Consider the following 18,269-nt stretch of genomic DNA (forward strand, 5'->3'; position numbering starts at 1 on the left):
GCCCCCACCCCGCCCCCGCCCCCACCCTCGACCCCCGTCTCTCCCTCGCCCTCGGCCGGCCCCGTCACGGGGACTCGCTCACCCGCCGTGCCGGGCGGTCCCTCCGCAAACTCGCCTCGTCCGCCGCGCAGGACGTGGCCGAGGAGGCCCGTGTCGCGGAGCAGTTGCAGCAGCCCGTGACGACCGGCCGGGTCGTCGCGGTCACCTCCATCCGGGGCGGGGTCGGGAAGACCAGCGTGTCGGCCCTGCTCGCGCGCGCCTTCATCCACTACCGGCACGACCAGGTCCTCGCCCTGGACGCCGATGCCGCGCTCGGCACGCTGCCCGTCCGCCTCGGGGCCGGCGAAGTGCGCTGGTCGTGCACGGAGCTGGCACGGCTGCTCACTCCGTCCATGACCCTGTCCGACGTCACGGAGTACCTCGTCCCCGTGGACGGAGGCTGGTTGCTGCCCGCGAGTCAGGGGCGGGTCGGTGCGCCCCTCGACCTGCGCACCTACCGCAAGGTCACCCTGGCCCTCCGCCGCTACTTCGCCGTCACCGTCGCGGACTGCGAGTCGCTGCCGGGCGAGGTGGCCCGTACGGCCATGGACACGGCCCACGCGCGCGTCGTGGTTGCTCCCCTGACCGCCGAGGGGGTGGGCGGCACCCGCATCGTCCTCGAATGGCTCGCGCGCCTGCCGCACCCGGCGCTCACCACGACGGTGGTCGCCCTGACCGCGGCCTCGCCCGACATGCCGCTCGACGTGAAGGCCGCCGCAACGCACCTGAAGGAGGCCGGCGTCCCGGTGGTGTCCCTGCCGTACGACCGTCATCTGGCCGGAGGAGGCCCCATCCGTACCGAACTGCTCGGCCGGGCCACCCGCCGGGCCGCCACCCGGCTGGCGGCAGAGGTGCTGGAGCGGGCGGTGCGTGCCCGGTGACGCAGCAGCTGGTACACCGCCCCGCGCGGTCCACGCGCCCGCTCGCCCCGATGCCGCCGCGCACCGTCGAGCCACCGCCGAACCTGCCCGAGGGAAAGGTGGGCAACGCCGCCACGTCGCTGCTGCCCCTGGCCGGTGTCGTGAGCTCGGTCGTGATGATGACGGTGATCCGCAACAGCCAGTTCGCGGGCCTGGGCGCCATCGTCCTCGTCGTCGCGCTGATGGGCTCGGTGGCGCTGTTCCTGTCCCAGCGCGGCAAGGCGCAGCGCACCCGGCGTACCCAGCGCGAGCGCTACCTGGAGTACTTGGAGGAGCTGCGGGAGGAGGCGGGGACGGTGGAGCGGGAACAGCGCCGGGCGGCCCGGCTCCTCAGCCCGCCCCCGCAGGCCCTGTACGACCTGGTGGGGGACCCGGCGCGGCTGTGGGAGCGGCGCCGTACGGACGCCGATTTCCTCCGCATCCGTGTGGGTACCGGCGCCGTCCCCGTACGGGAGATGACGATCGGCCAGAACGCGGGTGGCGGGGTGCTGACGCCGCCCGATCCGTTCATGCTCAACGAGGCGCGCGCCCTGCTGACCCGTTTCGCCACGGCCACGGACTTCCCGGTGACGGTGCCGCTGGACCGGGCCGGGAACGTCAGCGTCGTCGGGGACCGCGAAGGCGTCCTGCGCGTCGCCCGTGCCCTGCTCGTCCAGACCGCGACCGGTCATGCACCGGACGACGTGGCCGTCGCTATCGGGGTGCCCGGCGAGCGGCTGGCCGACTGGGAGTGGGCGAAGTGGCTCCCGCACGTGCTGGACGGGCAGGAGCACGACGGGCCGGTCGCCGCGCGCCGTATCGCGCCGGGCCTGCCGCAGCTCGCCCGGATCCTCGGCACCGACCTGCGGCAGCGGGCCTCGTACGCGGCCGAGGTGCGCCGCGGCCTGTCCGGCAAGGACGCGCTGCAGCTCGCCGGGCGGCTGCTGGTGATCAGCGACGAGTACGGGGACACGGCCGCCGAGCTGCCGCGGCCGGACGCCGCCGTTCCCTTGGCGGACATGGGCGTGACCGTGCTGCACCTGCTGGAACGGCAGGTGCACGAGCCCGACCGGGTGAGCGTGCGGATCACCGTCGACGGCGAACGGATCACCGTCGAGGACCTCCGCGCACCCGGTGTCCCCGGCGCACCCGGTGTCCCCGGCGCCCACGGCATCGCGGACGAGATCGGCGTGGCCGCCGCCGAGGGACTCGCCCGCACGCTCGCCCCGCTCCGGCTGTCGGCCGAGTCCGCGGCCGAGGGCACCCCCGTCACCGGTCCGGTCGACTTCCCCGCGCTCCTCGGCATCGAGGACCCGGCCGCCCTGGACATCGCCCGGCTGTGGGCGCCGCGCGGCGAACGCGCCTTCCTGCGCGTACCGATCGGCGTGAACGACCGCCGCGAGCCGGTGCTGCTGGACCTCAAGGAGTCGTCCGAGCTCGGCATGGGCCCGCACGGCTTGTGCGTCGGGGCCACCGGCTCCGGCAAGAGCGAGCTGCTGCGCACCCTCGTGCTCGCCCTCGTCGCCACGCACGCGCCGGAGGACCTGGCGCTGGTCCTGGTCGACTACAAGGGCGGCGCCACCTTCGCCCCCTTCGCCGGGCTCCCGCACGTCGCCGGGGTGATCACGAACCTGGAGAACCAGGCCGGGCTCGTCGAGCGCGTCCACACCAGCCTCGCCGGCGAGGTCAAGCGCCGCCAGCAGGTCCTCAAGGACGCCGGGAACGTCGCCGACATCGGCCACTACGCGGCGCTGCGCGCCGAGCGCCCCGAGCTGGAGCCGCTGCCCCACCTCTTCGTCGTCATCGACGAGTTCGGCGAACTCATCACGGCCAAGCCCGACTTCATCGACCTGTTCCTGTCCATCGGCCGCATCGGCCGCTCGATCGGCGTGCACCTGCTGCTGTCCAGCCAGCGCATCGAGGGCGGCAGGCTCAAGGGCCTGGACACGTACCTGTCCTACCGGCTCGGCCTGCGCACCTTCTCCGCCGACGAGTCGCGCACCGTGCTCGACACCACCGACGCCTTCCACCTGCCGCCGCTGCCGGGCTTCGGCTACCTCAAGGTGGACACCTCCACGTACGAGCGGTTCAAGGCGGGGTTCGTCTCCGGCGCGTACCGCGGGCCCGCCCGGGCGGCCGGAACGGCGGACGACAAACCGACGGCCTGGCCGTACCCCGCCTTCAACACGCTCGCTTTCAACACGCTTGCCACCAATACGCCCGCCGCCTCCGCGACGGCGAGCGACCAGGCGCCCGCGCCCGCCGTGCGCGAGCGCGAGACCGGCCCCACCGTGATGTCGGCGATGGTCGACCAGCTGCGCTCTGCCGCGCCGGCCGTCCGGCGCATATGGCTGCCGCCGCTGCCCGGCGCCCTCACCCTCGACGCGGCCGCCGGCCCTCTGGAGGTCTCCGAGCGCGGGCTGGGACTCGCCGGCCGCCGCCCCGGCGCCGTGCGGGTGCCCTTGGGCGTGCTGGACGACCCGGCCCGGCAGTGGCAGGGGCCGTGGAACCTCGACCTCACGGTCGCCGGCGGCCACGTGGCCGTCATCGGCGGCCCCCAGTCCGGCAAGACCACCCTGCTGCGCACGATCGCCCTGTCACTGGCGCTGACGTACACGCCGGCCGAGGTCGCCGTCTACGGGCTGGACCTGGCCGGCGGCGGGCTCGCGGTGCTCGCCGGGCTGCCGCACGTCGGCGGGATCGCAGGCCGCGCCGACCACGAGCGCGCGGCCCGTACCGTCGCCGAGGTCCGCGCCATGCTCGCCGCCCGCGAGGAGGCCTTCCGCGAGCACGGCATCGACTCCGTCGACCAGCTTCGCGGGCTGCGTGCCGACGGCGGGCTGCCGGGTCTCGGCTCGACCGACGTCGTGCTGCTGATCGACGGGTTCGGGGCCCTGCGCGACGAGTTCGCGGCCCTCGACGACGACGTCGCGGACCTCCTCAAGCGGGGCGGCGGCTACGGCATCCACGTCGTCGCGGGCATGCTGCGCTGGAACGACGTCCGCATCGCCACCCAGTCGATGTTCGGCACCCAGCTCGAACTGCGCCTGAACGATCCGAGCGACTCCTGCATCGACCGCAAGCTCTCCGAGACCATCGGCGCCGACGCGCCGGGCCGCGTCCTCACCCACGACAAGCTCTTCGCCCAGGCGGCCCTGCCGCGCATCGACTCCGCCCCCTCCGCCGGGGACCTCGGACCCGCCCTGGAGGAGGCGGCCCGTACGGTACGCGCCACGTGGCACGGCGACCTCGCCGCACCCGTGCGCGTCCTGCCCACCCGGCTGCCCGCCGGCAAGCTGCCGGGCCCGGCGGCCGAACCGCGGCGCGTCCCCATCGGCGTCGGCCAGGAGGCCCTCGACCCCGTCCTCCTCGACCTCTTCGCCCACGACCAGCACCTGCTGGTCCTCGGCGACAACGAGTGCGGCAAGACCAACCTGCTGCGCCTCGTCGCCCGGCAGTTCACCGACCGCTACCCGGACGACGAGCTCGTCTTCGCCGTCTTCGACCCCCGCCGGGGCCTGCGCGGTGCCGTCCCCGAGCCCTACCGCGGCGGCTACGCCCACAACGCGAAGACCGCCGCGGGGCTGGCCGCCGGGATCGCCAAGGAGCTGGAGAAGCGCCTGCCGGACGAGAGCGCCGACCACGACGCCCTCGTCGACGACCCGGGCTTCACCGGGCCGCGCATCGTCGTCCTGGTCGACGACTACGACATCCTCACCACGGCGGGGCAGCAGCCGCTCTCGCCGTTCCTGCCGTACGTGTCCTCCGCGCAGGACATCGGCCTGCACTTCGTGGTGGCCCGGCGCGTGGCCGGCTCGTCGCGTGCCCTGTACGAACCGTTCCTGACCACGCTGCGGGAGACGGGGACGGCCGCCCTGGTCATGACCGGCGACCGCACCGAGGGGCAGTTGTTCCCGGGGCTGTACGCGTCCGCGCAGCCGCCCGGGCGGGGCACGCTGGTCCGCCGCGGGCGCCGCCACCAGCTCGTCCAGACAGCCCTCGCCTACGAGGACCGCCCGTGAAGCAGGAACAGGACCGCCCGTGAAGCCGGAACAGGACTGCCCGTGAAGCAGGAACAGGACCGCCCGTGACCAAGGACGTCATCGCCCTCACCCCCCGCATGCCCGACACCTGGGCGCTGCTGGCCGGACTGTACGCGGGCGGCCCCGACCTGGGCGCCGAAGCCTCCCACGACGGCGCCGTCATCCGGCTCAGCGCGCGCGACGGTCGCCCTCTCGTCTCGCTCGACGCGCCGCTGCTCGTCCAGGTGCCCGGCGAGGCCGAACGCCTCCTCGGCGTCCGGGCCCCCGTCCAGGGCCCGTTCTGGTGGACCGAGGTCCGTGCGTCGACGGCCGTGCCCGAAGCCGCGCCCCTCGCGGGTTCCGTCGCCGGGCGCCTCGCCGCCCTGCGCGGCGGCGTCGTCTGGCCGCCGGAAGCTGCCACCACGGATGTCGTCGGGACGCCGGAGGGGAAGGAGGGTGTCACTGCCCGCCCGGAGCCCGGCGGTGCGCAGCCCGCCGTCGACGTCCTCACCGGCACCACGGCGGTCGTCCTGGCCGACCGGCCCGTCCTCGCCCTGACCGCGTGGCTCTCGGACATCCTCCGGACGGCCACCGCGGGCGGCCTCGCCCTGCAGATCGTCACCCCGCCCCACGTGCGCCTGAGCCTGCCCCTGCGCACCGCCCTGACCGGCGCTCCCAACCGCTGGGTCGTCCAGGACCCGGCCTGCGGCTACTACGACGGGCTCTCCGGCGCCGTACTGCGCTGGCAGGACGGCACGTTCGCCCCCGTCCGCGACGAGGCGGGGGAGACCTTGACGGCCGAGGCGTTCACGGGCGCGCCGCCCACGGCGGAACGCCAGCTCGTCGTCGCCTTCCGCACCCTGCACGAGCCCGACGACGACCTGGTCCTCGGCCGGTCCCTCGCCACCGCCTGGACGGCGCTCACCGGTTCCCCGCCCGCCGGCTGGGGCACTGCCGAGCCGGTCAACCTGCCCTGGTCGGAGCGCCAGTTGACCGGCCTCGCGCGGGAGCGCTCGCCCGAACCCACGCACCTGCTCGCCGTCGGCGGCCCCGGCCGCCCCGCCATCGCCACCCACCGCGTCACCCGCACCGGGCAGGGCATCGAGGAGGACGTCACCTTCGCCCTCGGCTGCGGTGAGGACGAGCCCGTGCCCCTGGACGCGATCGGGCCGCTCGCCCGCACCCTCGTCGCCGAGCACGGCCTGACCACGATGTTCACGTCCCTGCGCCGGGCCCGCCGCGACCTCACGGTCCCGCCGCACTTCGAGGCGCCGCCGGTCCCGGTCTCCTACACCCTGGGCGCGGCGGGCGTCCGCGCGGCGGGCCCGGACTATGCCCTCCGCCCGCCCCTGGCCCTCACCCCCCAGCGCCTCGGCCCACCCGCGGACCCGGCCGTCCACTACCCCTTGGGTGACGGCACGGACGCCGGGAGCTGGGTCACGCTGCAACACCTCACGGCCCACTTGGAGTCGGCGCCGGAGAGCTGAGAAACGCAGGAGTCCCCCCGTCCGGCCGGACGGGGGGACTCCTGTTTCGCTGTGCCCCCGGGCAGATTCGAACTGCCGACACCCGCTTTAGGAGAGCGGTGCTCTATCCCCTGAGCTACGGAGGCAAGGTAGCCGCCAGTGTAGCGGGTGGCGGGGAGGCGGGGTCAGGGGCTAGAGGCTCCAGGACAGGGTGTGGTCCGTCGTGGTCAGGGCCGCGAGGACGATCAGGTCGGCGGCGCCCAGGGTCAGGCCGAGGAGCGCGCGGCCGCGGCGGGTCGTGCCGCGGGCGAGGGCCAGGGTCGCCAGCACGAGGGCGAGGGGGCCCAGGACGACATTGAAGACCAGGAGGCCCACCAGGCCGAGGACGAACGAGGCGACGGCCATGCCGTCGGCCTCGCGGCGGGCGGGCGGGGTGGGTGCCTTCTGAGTCTCCTGCTGAGACTCCTGCGCCTGGGCCTGCTCCGTTTTCTGAGGCTTCTGCTCGGCGGGGCGCTCCGCGTGCTGTTCCTTGGACCGGTCCTTGCGGCGCGTCAGTGTCGTCGTCATCTCAGTGCTCCCTCCTGCGTTCGCGGACGGCGAAGACCAGCAGCCACAGGGCGATCGCCGTGGCCGCCGGGATGACCACCGGGAGCGTGAGGTGGGCGGCGGCGCCCACGAGGACTCCCAGGAGGAGCACGGCCGCCACTAGGAAGATCATGTCCTTGCCCTTCTTGGGTGAACAGTTGGAATGACAGTTGTTCACTGAAATCCAGCGTAGCGCTCCTGGCGCCCTGTGGCAAACAGTTGTTTACTGAATTCATGAACAGCAGCACCCGCGCCACGCTCGGGGTCCGTCAGGCCCAGAAGCTGAAGACCCGTCAGGCCCTCCTCGACGCCGCCCTGAAGCTGCTGGAGGAGCAGAGTCTGAGCAGCCTCGGGCTGCGGGAGGTCACGCGGGTGGTGGGGGTCGCGCCGGCCGCGTTCTACCGGCACTTCCGGGACATGGCGGAGCTCGGCGTCGCGCTCGTCGAGGAGTCGCTCGGGAGCCTGCACGTGATGATCCGGGCCGTGCTGGCGGAGCAGCAGGAGGCGGAGGAGGTCATCGACCGCAGCGTCGAGGCCGTGGCGGACCACGTACGGCGGCACCCGGCGCACGTGCGGTTCGTCGCCCGGGAGCGGCACGGCGGGGTGCGGGCGGTGCGGGAGGCCATCGCGGCGGAGCTGGCGCGGTTCGGGGACGAGGTCGCCGCCGCGCTCGCCGCGCAGGAGGTGTCGCGGGGCTGGAGCGCCGAGGACGTGCGGATGCTCGCCGGGCTCTACGTCGACCATCTCGTGATGACCGCGTCGGCGTTCGTGGAGGCCTCCGCGGAGGAACCGGAGGAGGAGCGGGTCATCGCCGACACCGCCCGGCGGCAGCTGCGGCTGATCAGTCTCGGCCGCCGGCACTGGCGCGCGGCCTGACCGTCCGCACCCGCACCCGCCAGCCGCCCCCGTCCGCCGCGCCGAGCACGTCGACCGTCACGCCGGGCCCCGTGTACGTCTGCCCGGCCGTGTACGGGGCGTCGCTCAGCGCCGCGTTCACGTTCAGGTCGCTCGTGTAGCAGCCTCCGCTGCCGGGCGTGGCGTCGGCGACGCGCACGGGTCCGGAGCCCGTGTACATGGTCGTCGTGACGGCGGTGACCAGGACTCCCGGGCGGCACACCACGTGGTCCAGCGGCCCGGGCGCCCGCGCCTCCAGCGTGATCGCGGTGTGCCGGGAGACGGGGAGTACGGCGAGCTTGAGGCCGCCGGGAACGGACGTCGGGGTCAGGGCGAACGAGCGCACGCCGGGCCGGTCCAGGCAGCGCACCTGCGCCGGGGCCAGCCAGCCCAGCTTCCACTTGTGCCAGGCGAGGAAGTCCTCGGACGGGCCCCAGTCCTCGTCCATCGGGTCCCAGTGCCCCACCGGCGTCTTCAGCAGGGCGGCGCCGCGGCCCGTGTAGTAGAGGTCGGGCAGGCCGAAGCTGTGGGCGTTCTCGTGGTTGAGGACGCGGAAGGGGCTGTCGCCCGTCTGGCGGCTCCAGATGAACGACACGTTCATGAAGGGGGTCCCCTCGGCCGTCGTCAGGCCGGTGGGGGTGCCGGCGAAGGTCACCGACCGCACGTCCTCGGTGGCCGGCGGCCCCGCGTCCGGCGTGACCAGCACGTTGATCAGGTCGTAGCGCCGGAAGTCGACGGTGTCGTCCACCGCGTCGAGGATCTCCGCCGACAGCGCGGCGTAGCCGTCGTCGCTGCTCGCGTCGAAGGACGTGCCGCGCTCGATCCCGTACGCGGGGTACGGGCGGGACATCCGGATCCAGCGCAGGACGGGCGTGGAGCGGTAGTCGAGCCGGCCGTAGGAGCTGGCCCGGTAGTAGTCGGCGACGGCCGGGAAGAACTCGGCGTAGCGCTCCTGCGGGGTGATCGTGGCGGGGGAGTCCGGAAAGTCGATCAGGAAGGTGATCGCCCGCACGACGCCCCTGGAGGGGGCGTAGCCGGGCGGCGTGAGCGCGGTCTCGGAGACGTTGTCGGTGGCCCCGGGCAGGGCGCACGGGCCGGAGGGCGGCCGCGCCCCGGTGTCCGCGAGGGCCGCCGTGCCGCCCTGAGCGCCGGCCTCGCCGTCCGGCCCGGACCGGCCCGCGGGCACGGGTGAGGTCATGGCGAGCGTGGTCACGGCCATGACCACGATGGCCAGCGTCTTCATGACCACGATGGCCGGCGTCTTCATGCCGGGCGCCTCCCAGGGGCGGCCGCCGCGCCGCCCTCTGTGATCACCCTCCGCCGCCGGCCCCCGGCGCGCTCCCCGGACTGCGGCAGATGGGGCATCGGGCCCTTTGCCGCCCCGTCCGGGCAAAGGTGACGCGCATCACTACCGCCCCCGAAATATCCGGGGAGCTTCTCCCCGTTTACCCCTCGTACGTGCGAACCGGGGAATCCCTCCCCGGTTGCCGAGCCCCCGCACACGAACTCTTCCGAAGGAGCAAAGGCCGTGGTCACCGCCTCCCAGCCGCGCCTCCGCGCCGACGCCCTGCGCAACCGCGAGCGGATCATCGCCGCCGCGCGCGAGGCGCTCGTCGAGTACGGGGCCGAGAGCTCCCTCGATGAAATCGCTCGACGGGCCGGGGTCGGCAATGCCACGCTGTACCGGCACTTCGCGGACCGCCGCGAGCTGATCCACCACGTCACCCTTCACGTCATGGCCCGCCTCGCCGAGCAGGCCGAGGTCGCACGAGCTGAGGAGCCCGATGCTTTCCGATCGCTGAGGCGGTTCGTCCACGCCGCCGCGGACGAACGCGTCGGTGCGCTCTGCACGTTGCTCGAAGAGGGCATGGATCCCGGTCACCCCGAGCTGGTGGCCGCGCGGGACCGCCTCGACGAGCAGATCGAGCAGATCATGGCGGACGCGCGCGCATCCGGTCAGCTGCGGGACGACATCGCGGTCGGCGATCTCATGGTCGCCGTCACGCAGTTGACCCGGCCGCTGCCGGGCAAGGGCTGCGCGGTCTTCGATCAGTTCATCCACCGGCACCTGCAGTTGTTCCTCGACGGCCTGATGACTCCCGCCCGGTCCGAACTGCCCGGCTCCGCCGTCACCTTGGAGGAGCTGCGCCGCCAGAAGCACTGCGTCGCCACGGGCCCCGCTGCTACGGACCCTGCCGCCATGGGCCCCGCTGCCACGGACCCCGCCGCCGGAACCGGATGACCTCCCGCTCCACCGCGGCCCTCACCGAAGACTTCACCGAGCCGAGCGAGCAGCCCGTCTCGGAAGACACCACCACCGTCCCGCACCACCCCACCACTGCCGCCGAGGTAGGCCCACTCATGCCAGACGTCACCACCCCCCTCGACCCCAAGCGCTGGAAAGCGCTCATATTCATCGCCCTGGCGCAGCTGATGGTCGTCCTCGACGCGACCATCGTGAACATCGCGCTGCCCTCCGCCCAGGCCGACCTCGGCATCTCGGACGGCAACCGCCAGTGGGTCATCACCGCCTACGCCCTCGCCTTCGGCGGCCTGCTGCTCTTCGGCGGCCGCGTCTCCGACCTGTGGGGCCGCAAGCGGGCGTTCGTCATCGGCCTGATCGGCTTCGCCGCCGCCTCGGCCCTCGGCGGCGCCGCCGTCAACACCGGGATGCTGCTGGGCGCCCGCGCCCTGCAGGGCGTCTTCGGCGCCCTGCTCGCGCCCGCCGCGCTGTCGCTGCTCGCCGTCCTCTTCACCCAGGGCCAGGAGCGCGCCAAGGCGTTCGGCATCTTCGGTGCCATCGCCGGTGCCGGCGGTGGTGTCGGCCTGATCCTCGGCGGCCTGTTCACCGAGTACCTCAACTGGCGCTGGACGTTCTTCGTGAACATCCCCTTCGCCGCCGTCGCCGCGGTCGGTGCGATCGCCGTGATCCGCGAGCCGGCCGGGAGCCGCAACTCCTCCAAGCTCGATGTCCCCGGCGTCATCCTGGCCACCCTCGGCCTGGTCTCGCTGGTCTACGGCTTCACCCGCGCCGAGTCCGACGGCTGGACGGCCGGCAGCACCCTCGGCTTCTTCGCCGCCACCGTGGTCCTGCTGTCCGCCTTCGTGGTCGTCGAGATGAGGGTCAAGGCGCCGCTGCTGCCGCTGCGCGTGGTCACCGACCGCAACCGCGCCGGCGTCTACGTCTCGCTGGGCCTGGCCGCCATCGCGATGTTCGGCCTGTTCCTCTTCCTCACCTACTACCTGCAGGTCGTCCGCGGCTACTCGCCGGTCAAGACCGGTCTCGCGTTCCTCCCGATGATCGCCACGATGATCACCGGTTCCACGCAGATCGGCGCCCGCCTGATGAACCGCGTCCCGGCGCGCTGGCTGATGGGCCCGGGCTTCCTGCTCGCGGCCGTCGGCATGGTCCTGCTCACCCAGATCGACCTGGACACCTCCTACGCGGCGGTCGTCCTGCCCGGCCTGATGCTCATGGGCCTCGGCATGGGTACGGCGTTCATGCCGGCGATGAGCCTCTCCACGTACGGGGTGCAGGCGCGCGACGCCGGTGTCGCCTCCGCGATGGTGAACACCTCGCAGCAGGTCGGCGGCGCCATCGGCACCGCGCTGCTCAACACCATCGCCGCCAGCGCCACCACGGACTACTTCAAGTCGCACATGAAGTCCGCGGGTGACCCGAAGCTGCTCACCTTCCAGTCGATGGTGCACGGCTACTCCACCGCGGTGTGGTGGGCGGTCGGCATCCTGGGCCTGTCCGCGCTGATCGCGGTCGTCTTCGTCAACGCCGGTCGGCAGGGCGGCGCGATCGCCGGCTCGGGCGACGGCGAGAACGCGGAGAACGCCGTCCCGGTGATGGCTCACTGATCCGACGGACCCGCACGTACGAAGGCCCCCGCCCTCCCGGCGGGGGCCTTCGTACGTGTGCAGGGGACCTTCGTGCGTGTGCGGCCGCCCTCGGCCGCGTGTGCAGCCGCCTTCAGCTGTGTGCGGCCGTCCTCAGCGAAGCCAGGGCAGGTCCGCCCCCGCCGGCTGCAGTCCCGTGGCGATCGTCCGGCACATCTCGCCGAACTGGGCCACCTGCTCGGGGGAGAGCCGGTCGAAGAGCGCGGCCCGGACGGCGGCGACGTGCCCCGGCGCGGACCGGCGCAGCATCTCGTAACCCTCGTCCGTGAGGACGGCCAGCTGGCCGCGCTTGTCGGACGGGCAGTCCTCGCGGCGCACCCAGCCGCTCTTCTCCAGCCGGGCGATGGCGTGCGAGAGCCGGGACCGGGTGATCTTGGCGTGCCGGGCGAGGTCCGTCATCCGCAGCCGGCGGCGCGGCGCCTCCGACAGGTTGACGAGCAGCCCGTAGTAGACGTGCGGCATCCCGGCGTCGCGCTGCAGCTGCCGGTCGAGGTGGTCCTCCAGGAGGGTGGTGGCGTGCAGGTACGCCCGCCAGACGTCCTGTTCGGCGTCGGTCAGCCAGCGCGGCCCGGCGGCGCTGCCGGCGGCGGCCGTCTCCCCCTCCGGACGTGCGATGTCCTCTTCGGGTTGTTTGGTCATGACATCCACTGTTTCACCCACCGGTTTCCTGTCGCTCCCACACTGCGTTCTTGAAGTTTAAATAAGCGAGGCTTAAGCTCGGAACTGAAAGCTTGAGAGTTCAAGTATTTGGAGGGCAGATGCCTGCCGTCGACACCCCCGCCCCCGCCCCTGCCGGCACCGGCGCACGCATGCCTGCGCTCTACCTCTCGCACGGCGCCCCGCCGCTCGCCGACGACGAGCTCTGGACCGCCGAGCTCGCCGCCTGGTCCGCCGGCCTGCCCCGGCCCACCGCGATCCTCATCGTCTCCGCCCACTGGGAGGAGGCGCCCCTCGCCCTCGGCGCGACGGAGACCGTCCCGCTCGTGTACGACTTCTGGGGCTTCCCCGAGCGCTACTACCGGGTCCGCTACGCCGCCCCCGGCGCCCCGGACCTCGCCGAGCGCGTCCGCAAGACGCTGCGCGGCGCCGGCACGCCCGTGCAGGACGTCCCGGACCGGGGCCTGGACCACGGCGCGTACGTCCCGCTCGTCGAGATGTACCCGGACGCGGACGTCCCCGTCCTCCAGATATCCCTGCCCACCCTCGAACCGCGCCGGCTGATGGAGATCGGGCGCAGGCTCGCGCCGCTGCGCGACGAGGGCGTGCTGATCGTCGGCAGCGGCTTCTTCACCCACAACCTGGCCGCGCTGCGGCACGCGGGCTCCGGGCCGCCCGGCTGGTCGGCGGAGTTCGACGCGTGGGGGCGCGAGGCGCTCGCCGTGCAGGACGTCGACGCGCTCCTGGACTTCGAGCACAAGGCCCCGGCCAGCCGCCTCGCCCACCCGCGGACCGAGCACTTCGCCCCGCTGTTCGTCACGCTCGGCGCGGCCGAGGGCGAGCTGGACGGCCAGCGCAGCGTCATCGACGGGTTCTGGATGGGGCTGGCGAAGCGGTCGGTCCAGTTCGGGTAGGGCGGCCACGTATTCCGGTAGGGCGCGTACGTATTCGGGTGGGGCGGGTGCGTATTCCGATGGGGCGGGTGCGTAGGGATGCATCGGCCTTCACGCTAAGGCCGGTCGTCCGGCGTACGAAACCGTCTGAGGTCCTACGTCGCAGGCCCTGTCACCCTGCTGCCCCGTACGTCCCTCGTCTCCTCGCCGCGTCACATGTCGGCGCGGTGCTCGTGCCAGTAGAAGACGTAGTACGAGGCCACCCCCATGCCCAGCGCGGTCAGCACGCCGATGCCCGCGGACCGGATCACCGAACCGCCGCTGAGGGCGTGCAGGAATCCCATGCTGCCGCCGAAGAGCGCCCCGAAGGCCGCCGCGCGGACCTCGGCGATCATCGTGTTGCGCTCGTGGAGCAGGGCGTAGCCGGCCGCCATGGCGATCAGTCCGGCGACCACGCCGATGACCACCGCGGCGCCCGTGGTGTAGCCGTTGTTGCCGGCCAGGAAGATGGCGAAGAGGCCGAGGGTGATTCCGCCCGTGACGGGCACGGCCCAGGTCCAGCGGGCCGGCTCGCCGGCGCGGAGGTGGGTGCCGCGCGCCACCGGGCCGGGGCCCTCGTGGGCGGGATGGTGGCGCCCGGGCATGATCGAGTGCGTCATCGAGGGGCTCCTCTCTCGTCCCCACCAGCGCACACCCGCGCCGGGGCGGGAGCAAATCGATCAAACGGCGCGTGGCAACCACGCAGCCGCCGGCGCCGTCCTTGAGGGTGGGAGACCGGTCAAGGGCGACGCTCCCGCCGGTGTGACGACCGTCTCGGCCGGCTGCGGCACCAGGGGCCCGCGAGACTGCCGGGACATCCCGTCGTGTGGTCTGACCTGCGCTTCCGTAGGTCTCCTCGGCGCGCCTCCGGGCCTGTGGCCGCGCAGGATACTGCATGATCACCAAAAACAAGATGTTCCGTGGGAATTCTGTCCGGATTCCAGTCGTTCTTTCCATCGGACGGGGCAACCGTGACAGGGTCCGCCCAATAGGGAAGCCCATCGGGCCACGCGCCCCGCCCGTCCCGCGACCGACTCATCGCAAGGGAGTACGCATGGCAACCCGTGCCGTCGCCCGTCGTCAGACTGCCGACAAGGGCGCTGAGGGGGCGAGCAGTGTGCGCGCCTCCGGGGAGATCGCCGACCGCGATCTGGTGGGCATGTATCTCGACGAGATCGCGCGTACGCCCCTGCTCGACGCCGCCAAGGAGGTCGAGCTCTCCCAGACCATCGAGGCGGGCGTCTACGCCCAGCAGATCCTCGACGGCGTGGAGGAAGCGGGCAAGGGCGCGAAGGCCGCCTCGCGCGAGGAGCTGGAGGCCATAGCGGCCGAAGGCACGCGGGCCAAGGACGTCTTCATCAAGTCCAACCTGCGCCTGGTCGTGGCGGTCGCCCGCCGCTATCCCCGCAGCGGCCTGCCCCTCCTCGACCTGATCCAGGAGGGCAATGCGGGTCTCGTGCGCGCGGTGGAGAAGTTCGACTACGCCAAGGGATTCAAGTTCTCCACGTACGCGACGTGGTGGATCCGTCAGGCGATCACCCGTTCCATCGCCGACCAGTCCCGCACGATCCGGCTCCCCGTCCACCTCGTGGAGGAGCTGGGCCGGATCCGGCGCGTCCAGCGCGAGTTCAATCGCGAGAACGGGCGCGACCCCGAGCACGCCGAGATCGCCGAGGAGCTGGGCACCACCGCCACGCGCGTCGGCGACGTCCTGGACTGGGCCCGCGACCCGGTCAGCCTGAACATGCACGTCGATGACGAGGGCGAGACCCAGTTCGGCGATCTGCTGGAGGACACCTCCGCGGTGTCGCCCGAGCAGTCGGTGATCGCCCTGCTGCGCAGCGAGGAGCTGGAGGACCTCATCGGCCGCCTCGACCAGCGGACCGCTTCGATCATCAAGGCGCGCTACGGCATCGAGGACGGCCGCGAGCGCACCCTCACCGAGGTCGGCAAGCAGCACGGCCTGACCCGGGAGCGGATCCGGCAGATCGAGAAGCACGCCCTGCTGGAGCTCAAGAAGATGGCGCACGACACGGGCTTCGACGCGGCGGCGTAGAGCGACGTGGCGAGTGCGACGTGATGATGAGTGCGGCGTGGTGAGTGTGACGTGGTGCGGCGTAGTGACGTAGCGGCTTAATAGGGCATAACCTCATAGACCGGGCCCCGGCGCCACCCCCCCCTGCGTCGGGGCCCTCCTCTGCCCTCTGCGTTTCTGTCTACGCCGACCTCTGTCTACGCCGACGTCGCCGCGTCTACGCCGACGTCGCCGCGCGGCTGATCCGCGCCCCCAGCTCGCGCAGGTGCTCCACCAGCTCCCGGGGCTCGTGGACCGTGAAGTCGCAGTCCAGCAGGGCCAGCCGGAAGGCCACCCACTCCAGGGAGTCGGCGACTTCCAGGTCGAGCCGGCAGGTCGTCCCGTCGACCGGCTGCGGGGCCCCGAGGTGCTGCGGGAGCCGTGCCGCGACGAACTCCGCGGGGGCGTGCAGCGTCGCGACGACCCGCATCGTCGGCTGCATCCGGCCCAGCGAGCCCTTCATGAACTCGGCCGCGTTCGCCGCGGGCAGCTCGCGCGGGGCGAAGCGGGCGCCCGTGGCGAACGGCTCGCTGACCCGGTCGACCCGGAAGGTGCGCCAGTCGCCGCGGTCGATGTCGTAGGCGACGAGGTACCAGCGGCGCCCGGTGCTCACCAGCCGGTGCGGCTCGACGAGCCGCTGCATCTCGGTGCCGTCCCCCTTGCGGTACGTGAAGCGCAGCCGCTCGTTGCCGGTGGCCGCCGAGGCCATGACCGTCAGCGTCCGCGGGTCGACCGTCGCGCCGTCCCCGGACGTGATCGGGACCGTGGCCGCCTGCAGGGCCGAGACCCGGTGCCGCAGCCGGGACGGCAGCACCTGTTCCAGCTTGGCGAGGGCCCGTACGGACGCCTCCTCGATGCCGTCGACGGCGTGCCCGGCGCCCGCCCGCAGCCCCACGGCGATGGCCACGGCCTCCTCGTCGTCCAGGACGAGCGGCGGCAGCGCGGCGCCTGCCGCGAGCCGGTAGCCGCCGACCGCGCCCATGGTGGCCTGCACGGGATAGCCGAGGTCCCGCAGCCGCTCGATGTCGCGCCGGATGGTGCGCGTGGTCACACCGAGCCGCTCGGCCAGCTCGCTGCCGGGCCACTCGCGGGGGGTCTGGAGCAGGGAGAGCAGGTTCAGGAGCCGTGCCGGAGTGTCGGTCATGACATCAGGGTGGCAGCGAAGTGGGACACAAGCTGTCCTATATGGGGGCTACGGTCGATTCATACGCCGAAACGCGCTCCGTCCACCCACCGAAAGGCCAGGTCCATCCATGACCACCGATTCACCGCCCAACGACCGCCGCCGCTGGCTGGCGCTCGCGGTAGTGATGACCGCTTCCTTCATGGATCTGGTCGACGTCACCATCGTCAACATCGCGATGCCCAGCATCCGGCGCGACATCGACGCCTCCTTCAGCGTCCTGCAGTGGCTCAGCGAGGGTTACGCGCTGGCCTTCGCGATCGGCCTGATCACCGGCGGCCGGCTGGGCGACATCTACGGCCGCAAGAAGGTCTTCCTGCTGGGCATCGGCGGCTTCACCCTGGCCTCCATGCTGTGCGGCATCGTCAGCGACCCGCAGCTGCTGGTCGGCGCGCGCGTCCTGCAGGGCCTGATGGGCGCCCTGATGGTGCCGCAGGTGCTCTCGATCATCCACGTCACGTTCCCCGCGCACGAGCGCGGCAAGGTCTTCGGCATGTTCGGCGCGGTCGTCGGCCTCGGCGCCGTCTCCGGCCCGCTGCTGGGCGCCCTGCTCACCCAGTGGAACCTCTTCGGCCTCGAATGGCGCCCGATCTTCTTGATCAACCTGCCCGTCGGCATCGCCGGCCTGATCCTCGGCCGCCGCTTCATCACCGAGTCCAAGGCCCCCAAGGCCCTCAAGCTCGACCTCGTCGGCGTCGCCCTGGCCAGCGTCGGCCTGCTCATGCTGCTCTACCCGCTCACCCAGGGCCGCGAGCACGACTGGCCGCTGTGGGGCTTCATATCCATGGCCGCCTCCCTGCTCGTCTTCGGCGCCTTCGTCATGTACGAGCGCCACAAGACCCGCAAGGACGGCTCGCCGCTGGTCGAGCTGTCGCTGTTCAGGGTCCGGAGCTTCACGGGCGGCGTCGGCGTCCAGCTGGTCTTCGGCATGACCACGGGCATCTTCTTCATGGTCTGGACGATGTACATGCAGATCGGCCTCGGCTGGTCCGCGCTGCGGGCGGGCCTGACCGGCATCCCGTTCTCGCTCGCCGTCTCGGCGGCGGCCGGCATGTCCGTGCAGAAGTTCGTGCCCCGCTTCGGCCGCAAGGTGCTCTCCACGGGCGCCCTCGTGATGGCCGCCGGCGTCCTCATCTACATCTGGGAAGCGAACCGCTACGGCGCCGACATCAAGTCCTGGCAGATGGCGCTCCCGCTCATCGTGATGGGCGCGGGCATGGGCCTGATCGTCTCCCCGATCACCGACGCCATCCTCTCCGAGGTCCCGCGCGAGCACGCCGGCTCCGCGTCCGGCCTGATCAACACCACGATGCAGCTCGGCAACGCGATCGGGCTCGGCCTGGTCTCGGTCGCCTTCTTCTCCGTCGTGGACGACGCGGACCCGCGCCGCGAGTCGATGGCCGACATCTTCGGCGGCGCGTTCACCCACGCGATGTGGTGGGTCGCGGGCGGCATGGCACTGGTCTTCGCCCTGCTCTTCCTCCTCCCCAAGCGACGGAAGGTGGAGGACGCCCCGGCGCTGGAGCAGGAGCCGGAGGCGGAGCTGGCGGCGGCCTGAGCAGTCCCTCTCTGACGTGCCCTGGGCGGGCTGGATGCATCCAGCCCGCCCAGG

The 18,269-nt window shown here is 72.6% G+C and carries 15 protein-coding genes and 1 tRNA gene; 9 read left to right on the forward strand and 7 right to left on the reverse strand.

Going from position 1 to position 18,269, the window contains the following annotated elements:
• The 3 genes from IF61_RS0105270 to IF61_RS0105280 all read left to right on the forward strand — a co-directional run.
• Positions 1 to 920: nucleotide-binding protein (locus IF61_RS0105270; protein WP_030365054.1), on the forward strand; the 920-nt coding region annotated here is incomplete at its 5' end.
• Positions 917 to 4,960 carry a type VII secretion protein EccC gene (locus tag IF61_RS0105275; protein WP_030365055.1) on the forward strand — a complete coding sequence of 1,348 codons (4,044 nt, stop codon included), beginning with the start codon at positions 917 to 919 and terminating at the stop codon, positions 4,958 to 4,960. The genes IF61_RS0105270 and IF61_RS0105275, both read left to right, overlap by 4 nt.
• A 65-nt stretch (positions 4,961 to 5,025) precedes the next feature.
• Positions 5,026 to 6,447 (forward strand): DUF6177 family protein, encoded by a 1,422-nt coding sequence (locus IF61_RS0105280; protein WP_030365056.1) that lies wholly within the window; start codon positions 5,026 to 5,028, stop codon positions 6,445 to 6,447.
• 52 nt (positions 6,448 to 6,499) lie between these two features.
• Here the strand turns inward: IF61_RS0105280 and IF61_RS0105285 are convergent.
• The 3 genes from IF61_RS0105285 to IF61_RS36205 form a co-directional block, all read right to left on the reverse strand.
• A tRNA-Arg gene (locus tag IF61_RS0105285) sits at positions 6,500 to 6,572 on the reverse strand.
• A 46-nt stretch (positions 6,573 to 6,618) separates the two neighbouring features.
• On the reverse strand, positions 6,619 to 6,993 hold the full coding sequence (locus IF61_RS36820; RefSeq protein ID WP_245684413.1) for a hypothetical protein: 375 nt from the start codon (positions 6,991 to 6,993) through the stop codon (positions 6,619 to 6,621).
• Between the two features lies 1 nt (position 6,994).
• Positions 6,995 to 7,144 carry a hypothetical protein gene (locus IF61_RS36205; protein WP_169748801.1) on the reverse strand — a complete coding sequence of 50 codons (150 nt, stop codon included), beginning with the start codon at positions 7,142 to 7,144 and terminating at the stop codon, positions 6,995 to 6,997.
• Positions 7,145 to 7,245: 101 nt separating this feature from the next.
• On the opposite strand from IF61_RS36205, the gene IF61_RS0105300 reads away from it, so the two are divergent.
• Positions 7,246 to 7,887 carry a TetR family transcriptional regulator gene (locus tag IF61_RS0105300; protein ID WP_030365058.1) on the forward strand — a complete coding sequence of 214 codons (642 nt, stop codon included), beginning with the start codon at positions 7,246 to 7,248 and terminating at the stop codon, positions 7,885 to 7,887.
• Here IF61_RS0105300 and IF61_RS0105305 read toward each other — a convergent pair.
• Positions 7,853 to 9,172 (reverse strand): M6 family metalloprotease domain-containing protein, encoded by a 1,320-nt coding sequence (locus IF61_RS0105305; protein ID WP_245684414.1) that lies wholly within the window; start codon positions 9,170 to 9,172, stop codon positions 7,853 to 7,855. The two genes, IF61_RS0105300 and IF61_RS0105305, sit on opposite strands and share 35 nt — an antisense overlap.
• A gap of 261 nt (positions 9,173 to 9,433) precedes the next feature.
• On the opposite strand from IF61_RS0105305, the gene IF61_RS0105310 reads away from it, so the two are divergent.
• Both IF61_RS0105310 and IF61_RS0105315 read left to right on the forward strand, forming a co-directional pair.
• Positions 9,434 to 10,147, forward strand: a complete 714-nt coding sequence (locus tag IF61_RS0105310) for a TetR/AcrR family transcriptional regulator (protein WP_078659977.1) — start codon at positions 9,434 to 9,436, stop codon at positions 10,145 to 10,147.
• Positions 10,148 to 10,266: 119 nt separating this feature from the next.
• On the forward strand, positions 10,267 to 11,772 hold the full coding sequence (locus tag IF61_RS0105315; RefSeq protein WP_030365061.1) for an MFS transporter: 1,506 nt from the start codon (positions 10,267 to 10,269) through the stop codon (positions 11,770 to 11,772).
• Positions 11,773 to 11,904: 132 nt separating this feature from the next.
• Here the strand turns inward: IF61_RS0105315 and IF61_RS0105320 are convergent, their stop codons facing one another.
• Complete coding sequence (locus IF61_RS0105320) at positions 11,905 to 12,450, reverse strand: MarR family winged helix-turn-helix transcriptional regulator (protein ID WP_052392421.1); 546 nt, start codon at positions 12,448 to 12,450, stop codon at positions 11,905 to 11,907.
• A gap of 119 nt (positions 12,451 to 12,569) precedes the next feature.
• Here IF61_RS0105320 and IF61_RS0105325 point away from each other — a divergent pair, with 119 nt between their 5' ends.
• Positions 12,570 to 13,382, forward strand: a complete 813-nt coding sequence (locus IF61_RS0105325; RefSeq protein WP_052392422.1) for a dioxygenase family protein — start codon at positions 12,570 to 12,572, stop codon at positions 13,380 to 13,382.
• A gap of 191 nt (positions 13,383 to 13,573) precedes the next feature.
• On the opposite strand, the gene IF61_RS0105330 is transcribed toward IF61_RS0105325, so the two are convergent.
• Positions 13,574 to 14,020: a hypothetical protein gene (locus IF61_RS0105330; RefSeq protein ID WP_052392423.1), complete on the reverse strand. Its 447-nt coding sequence runs from the start codon at positions 14,018 to 14,020 to the stop codon at positions 13,574 to 13,576.
• Positions 14,021 to 14,454: 434 nt separating this feature from the next.
• Between IF61_RS0105330 and IF61_RS0105335 the strand changes: the two genes are divergently transcribed.
• The gene (locus IF61_RS0105335; protein ID WP_030365065.1) at positions 14,455 to 15,456 is read left to right on the forward strand and encodes a sigma-70 family RNA polymerase sigma factor; all 1,002 of its coding nucleotides are present in this window, start codon (positions 14,455 to 14,457) and stop codon (positions 15,454 to 15,456) included.
• Between the two features lie 196 nt (positions 15,457 to 15,652).
• Here IF61_RS0105335 and IF61_RS0105340 read toward each other — a convergent pair whose 3' ends face one another.
• Entirely contained in the window at positions 15,653 to 16,618 is a 966-nt protein-coding gene (locus IF61_RS0105340; RefSeq protein WP_030365066.1) for a helix-turn-helix transcriptional regulator, read from the reverse strand.
• 109 nt (positions 16,619 to 16,727) lie between these two features.
• Between IF61_RS0105340 and IF61_RS0105345 the strand changes: the two genes are divergently transcribed.
• The gene (locus tag IF61_RS0105345; RefSeq protein ID WP_030365067.1) at positions 16,728 to 18,215 is read left to right on the forward strand and encodes a DHA2 family efflux MFS transporter permease subunit; all 1,488 of its coding nucleotides are present in this window, start codon (positions 16,728 to 16,730) and stop codon (positions 18,213 to 18,215) included.
• Positions 18,216 to 18,269 lie beyond the last annotated feature (54 nt).

The sequence above is a fragment of the Streptomyces roseoverticillatus genome (assembly GCF_000719265.1).
Taxonomy (GTDB): Bacteria; Actinomycetota; Actinomycetes; order Streptomycetales; family Streptomycetaceae; genus Streptomyces; species Streptomyces roseoverticillatus.

What these genes read in the sequence shown, in the direction of transcription:
- IF61_RS36820 (WP_245684413.1), bottom strand. Translation starts at nt 6,993, where the DNA reads ATGACGACGACACTGACGCGCCGCAAGGACCGGTCCAAGGAACAGCAC.
- IF61_RS36205 (WP_169748801.1), bottom strand. Translation starts at nt 7,144, where the DNA reads ATGATCTTCCTAGTGGCGGCCGTGCTCCTCCTGGGAGTCCTCGTGGGC.
- IF61_RS0105300 (WP_030365058.1), top strand. Translation starts at nt 7,246, where the DNA reads ATGAACAGCAGCACCCGCGCCACGCTCGGGGTCCGTCAGGCCCAGAAG.
- IF61_RS0105305 (WP_245684414.1), bottom strand. Translation starts at nt 9,172, where the DNA reads ATGAAGACGCCGGCCATCGTGGTCATGAAGACGCTGGCCATCGTGGTC.
- IF61_RS0105315 (WP_030365061.1), top strand. Translation starts at nt 10,267, where the DNA reads ATGCCAGACGTCACCACCCCCCTCGACCCCAAGCGCTGGAAAGCGCTC.
- IF61_RS0105320 (WP_052392421.1), bottom strand. Translation starts at nt 12,450, where the DNA reads ATGACCAAACAACCCGAAGAGGACATCGCACGTCCGGAGGGGGAGACG.
- IF61_RS0105325 (WP_052392422.1), top strand. Translation starts at nt 12,570, where the DNA reads ATGCCTGCCGTCGACACCCCCGCCCCCGCCCCTGCCGGCACCGGCGCA.
- IF61_RS0105330 (WP_052392423.1), bottom strand. Translation starts at nt 14,020, where the DNA reads ATGACGCACTCGATCATGCCCGGGCGCCACCATCCCGCCCACGAGGGC.
- IF61_RS0105335 (WP_030365065.1), top strand. Translation starts at nt 14,455, where the DNA reads ATGGCAACCCGTGCCGTCGCCCGTCGTCAGACTGCCGACAAGGGCGCT.
- IF61_RS0105340 (WP_030365066.1), bottom strand. Translation starts at nt 16,618, where the DNA reads ATGACCGACACTCCGGCACGGCTCCTGAACCTGCTCTCCCTGCTCCAG.
- IF61_RS0105345 (WP_030365067.1), top strand. Translation starts at nt 16,728, where the DNA reads ATGACCACCGATTCACCGCCCAACGACCGCCGCCGCTGGCTGGCGCTC.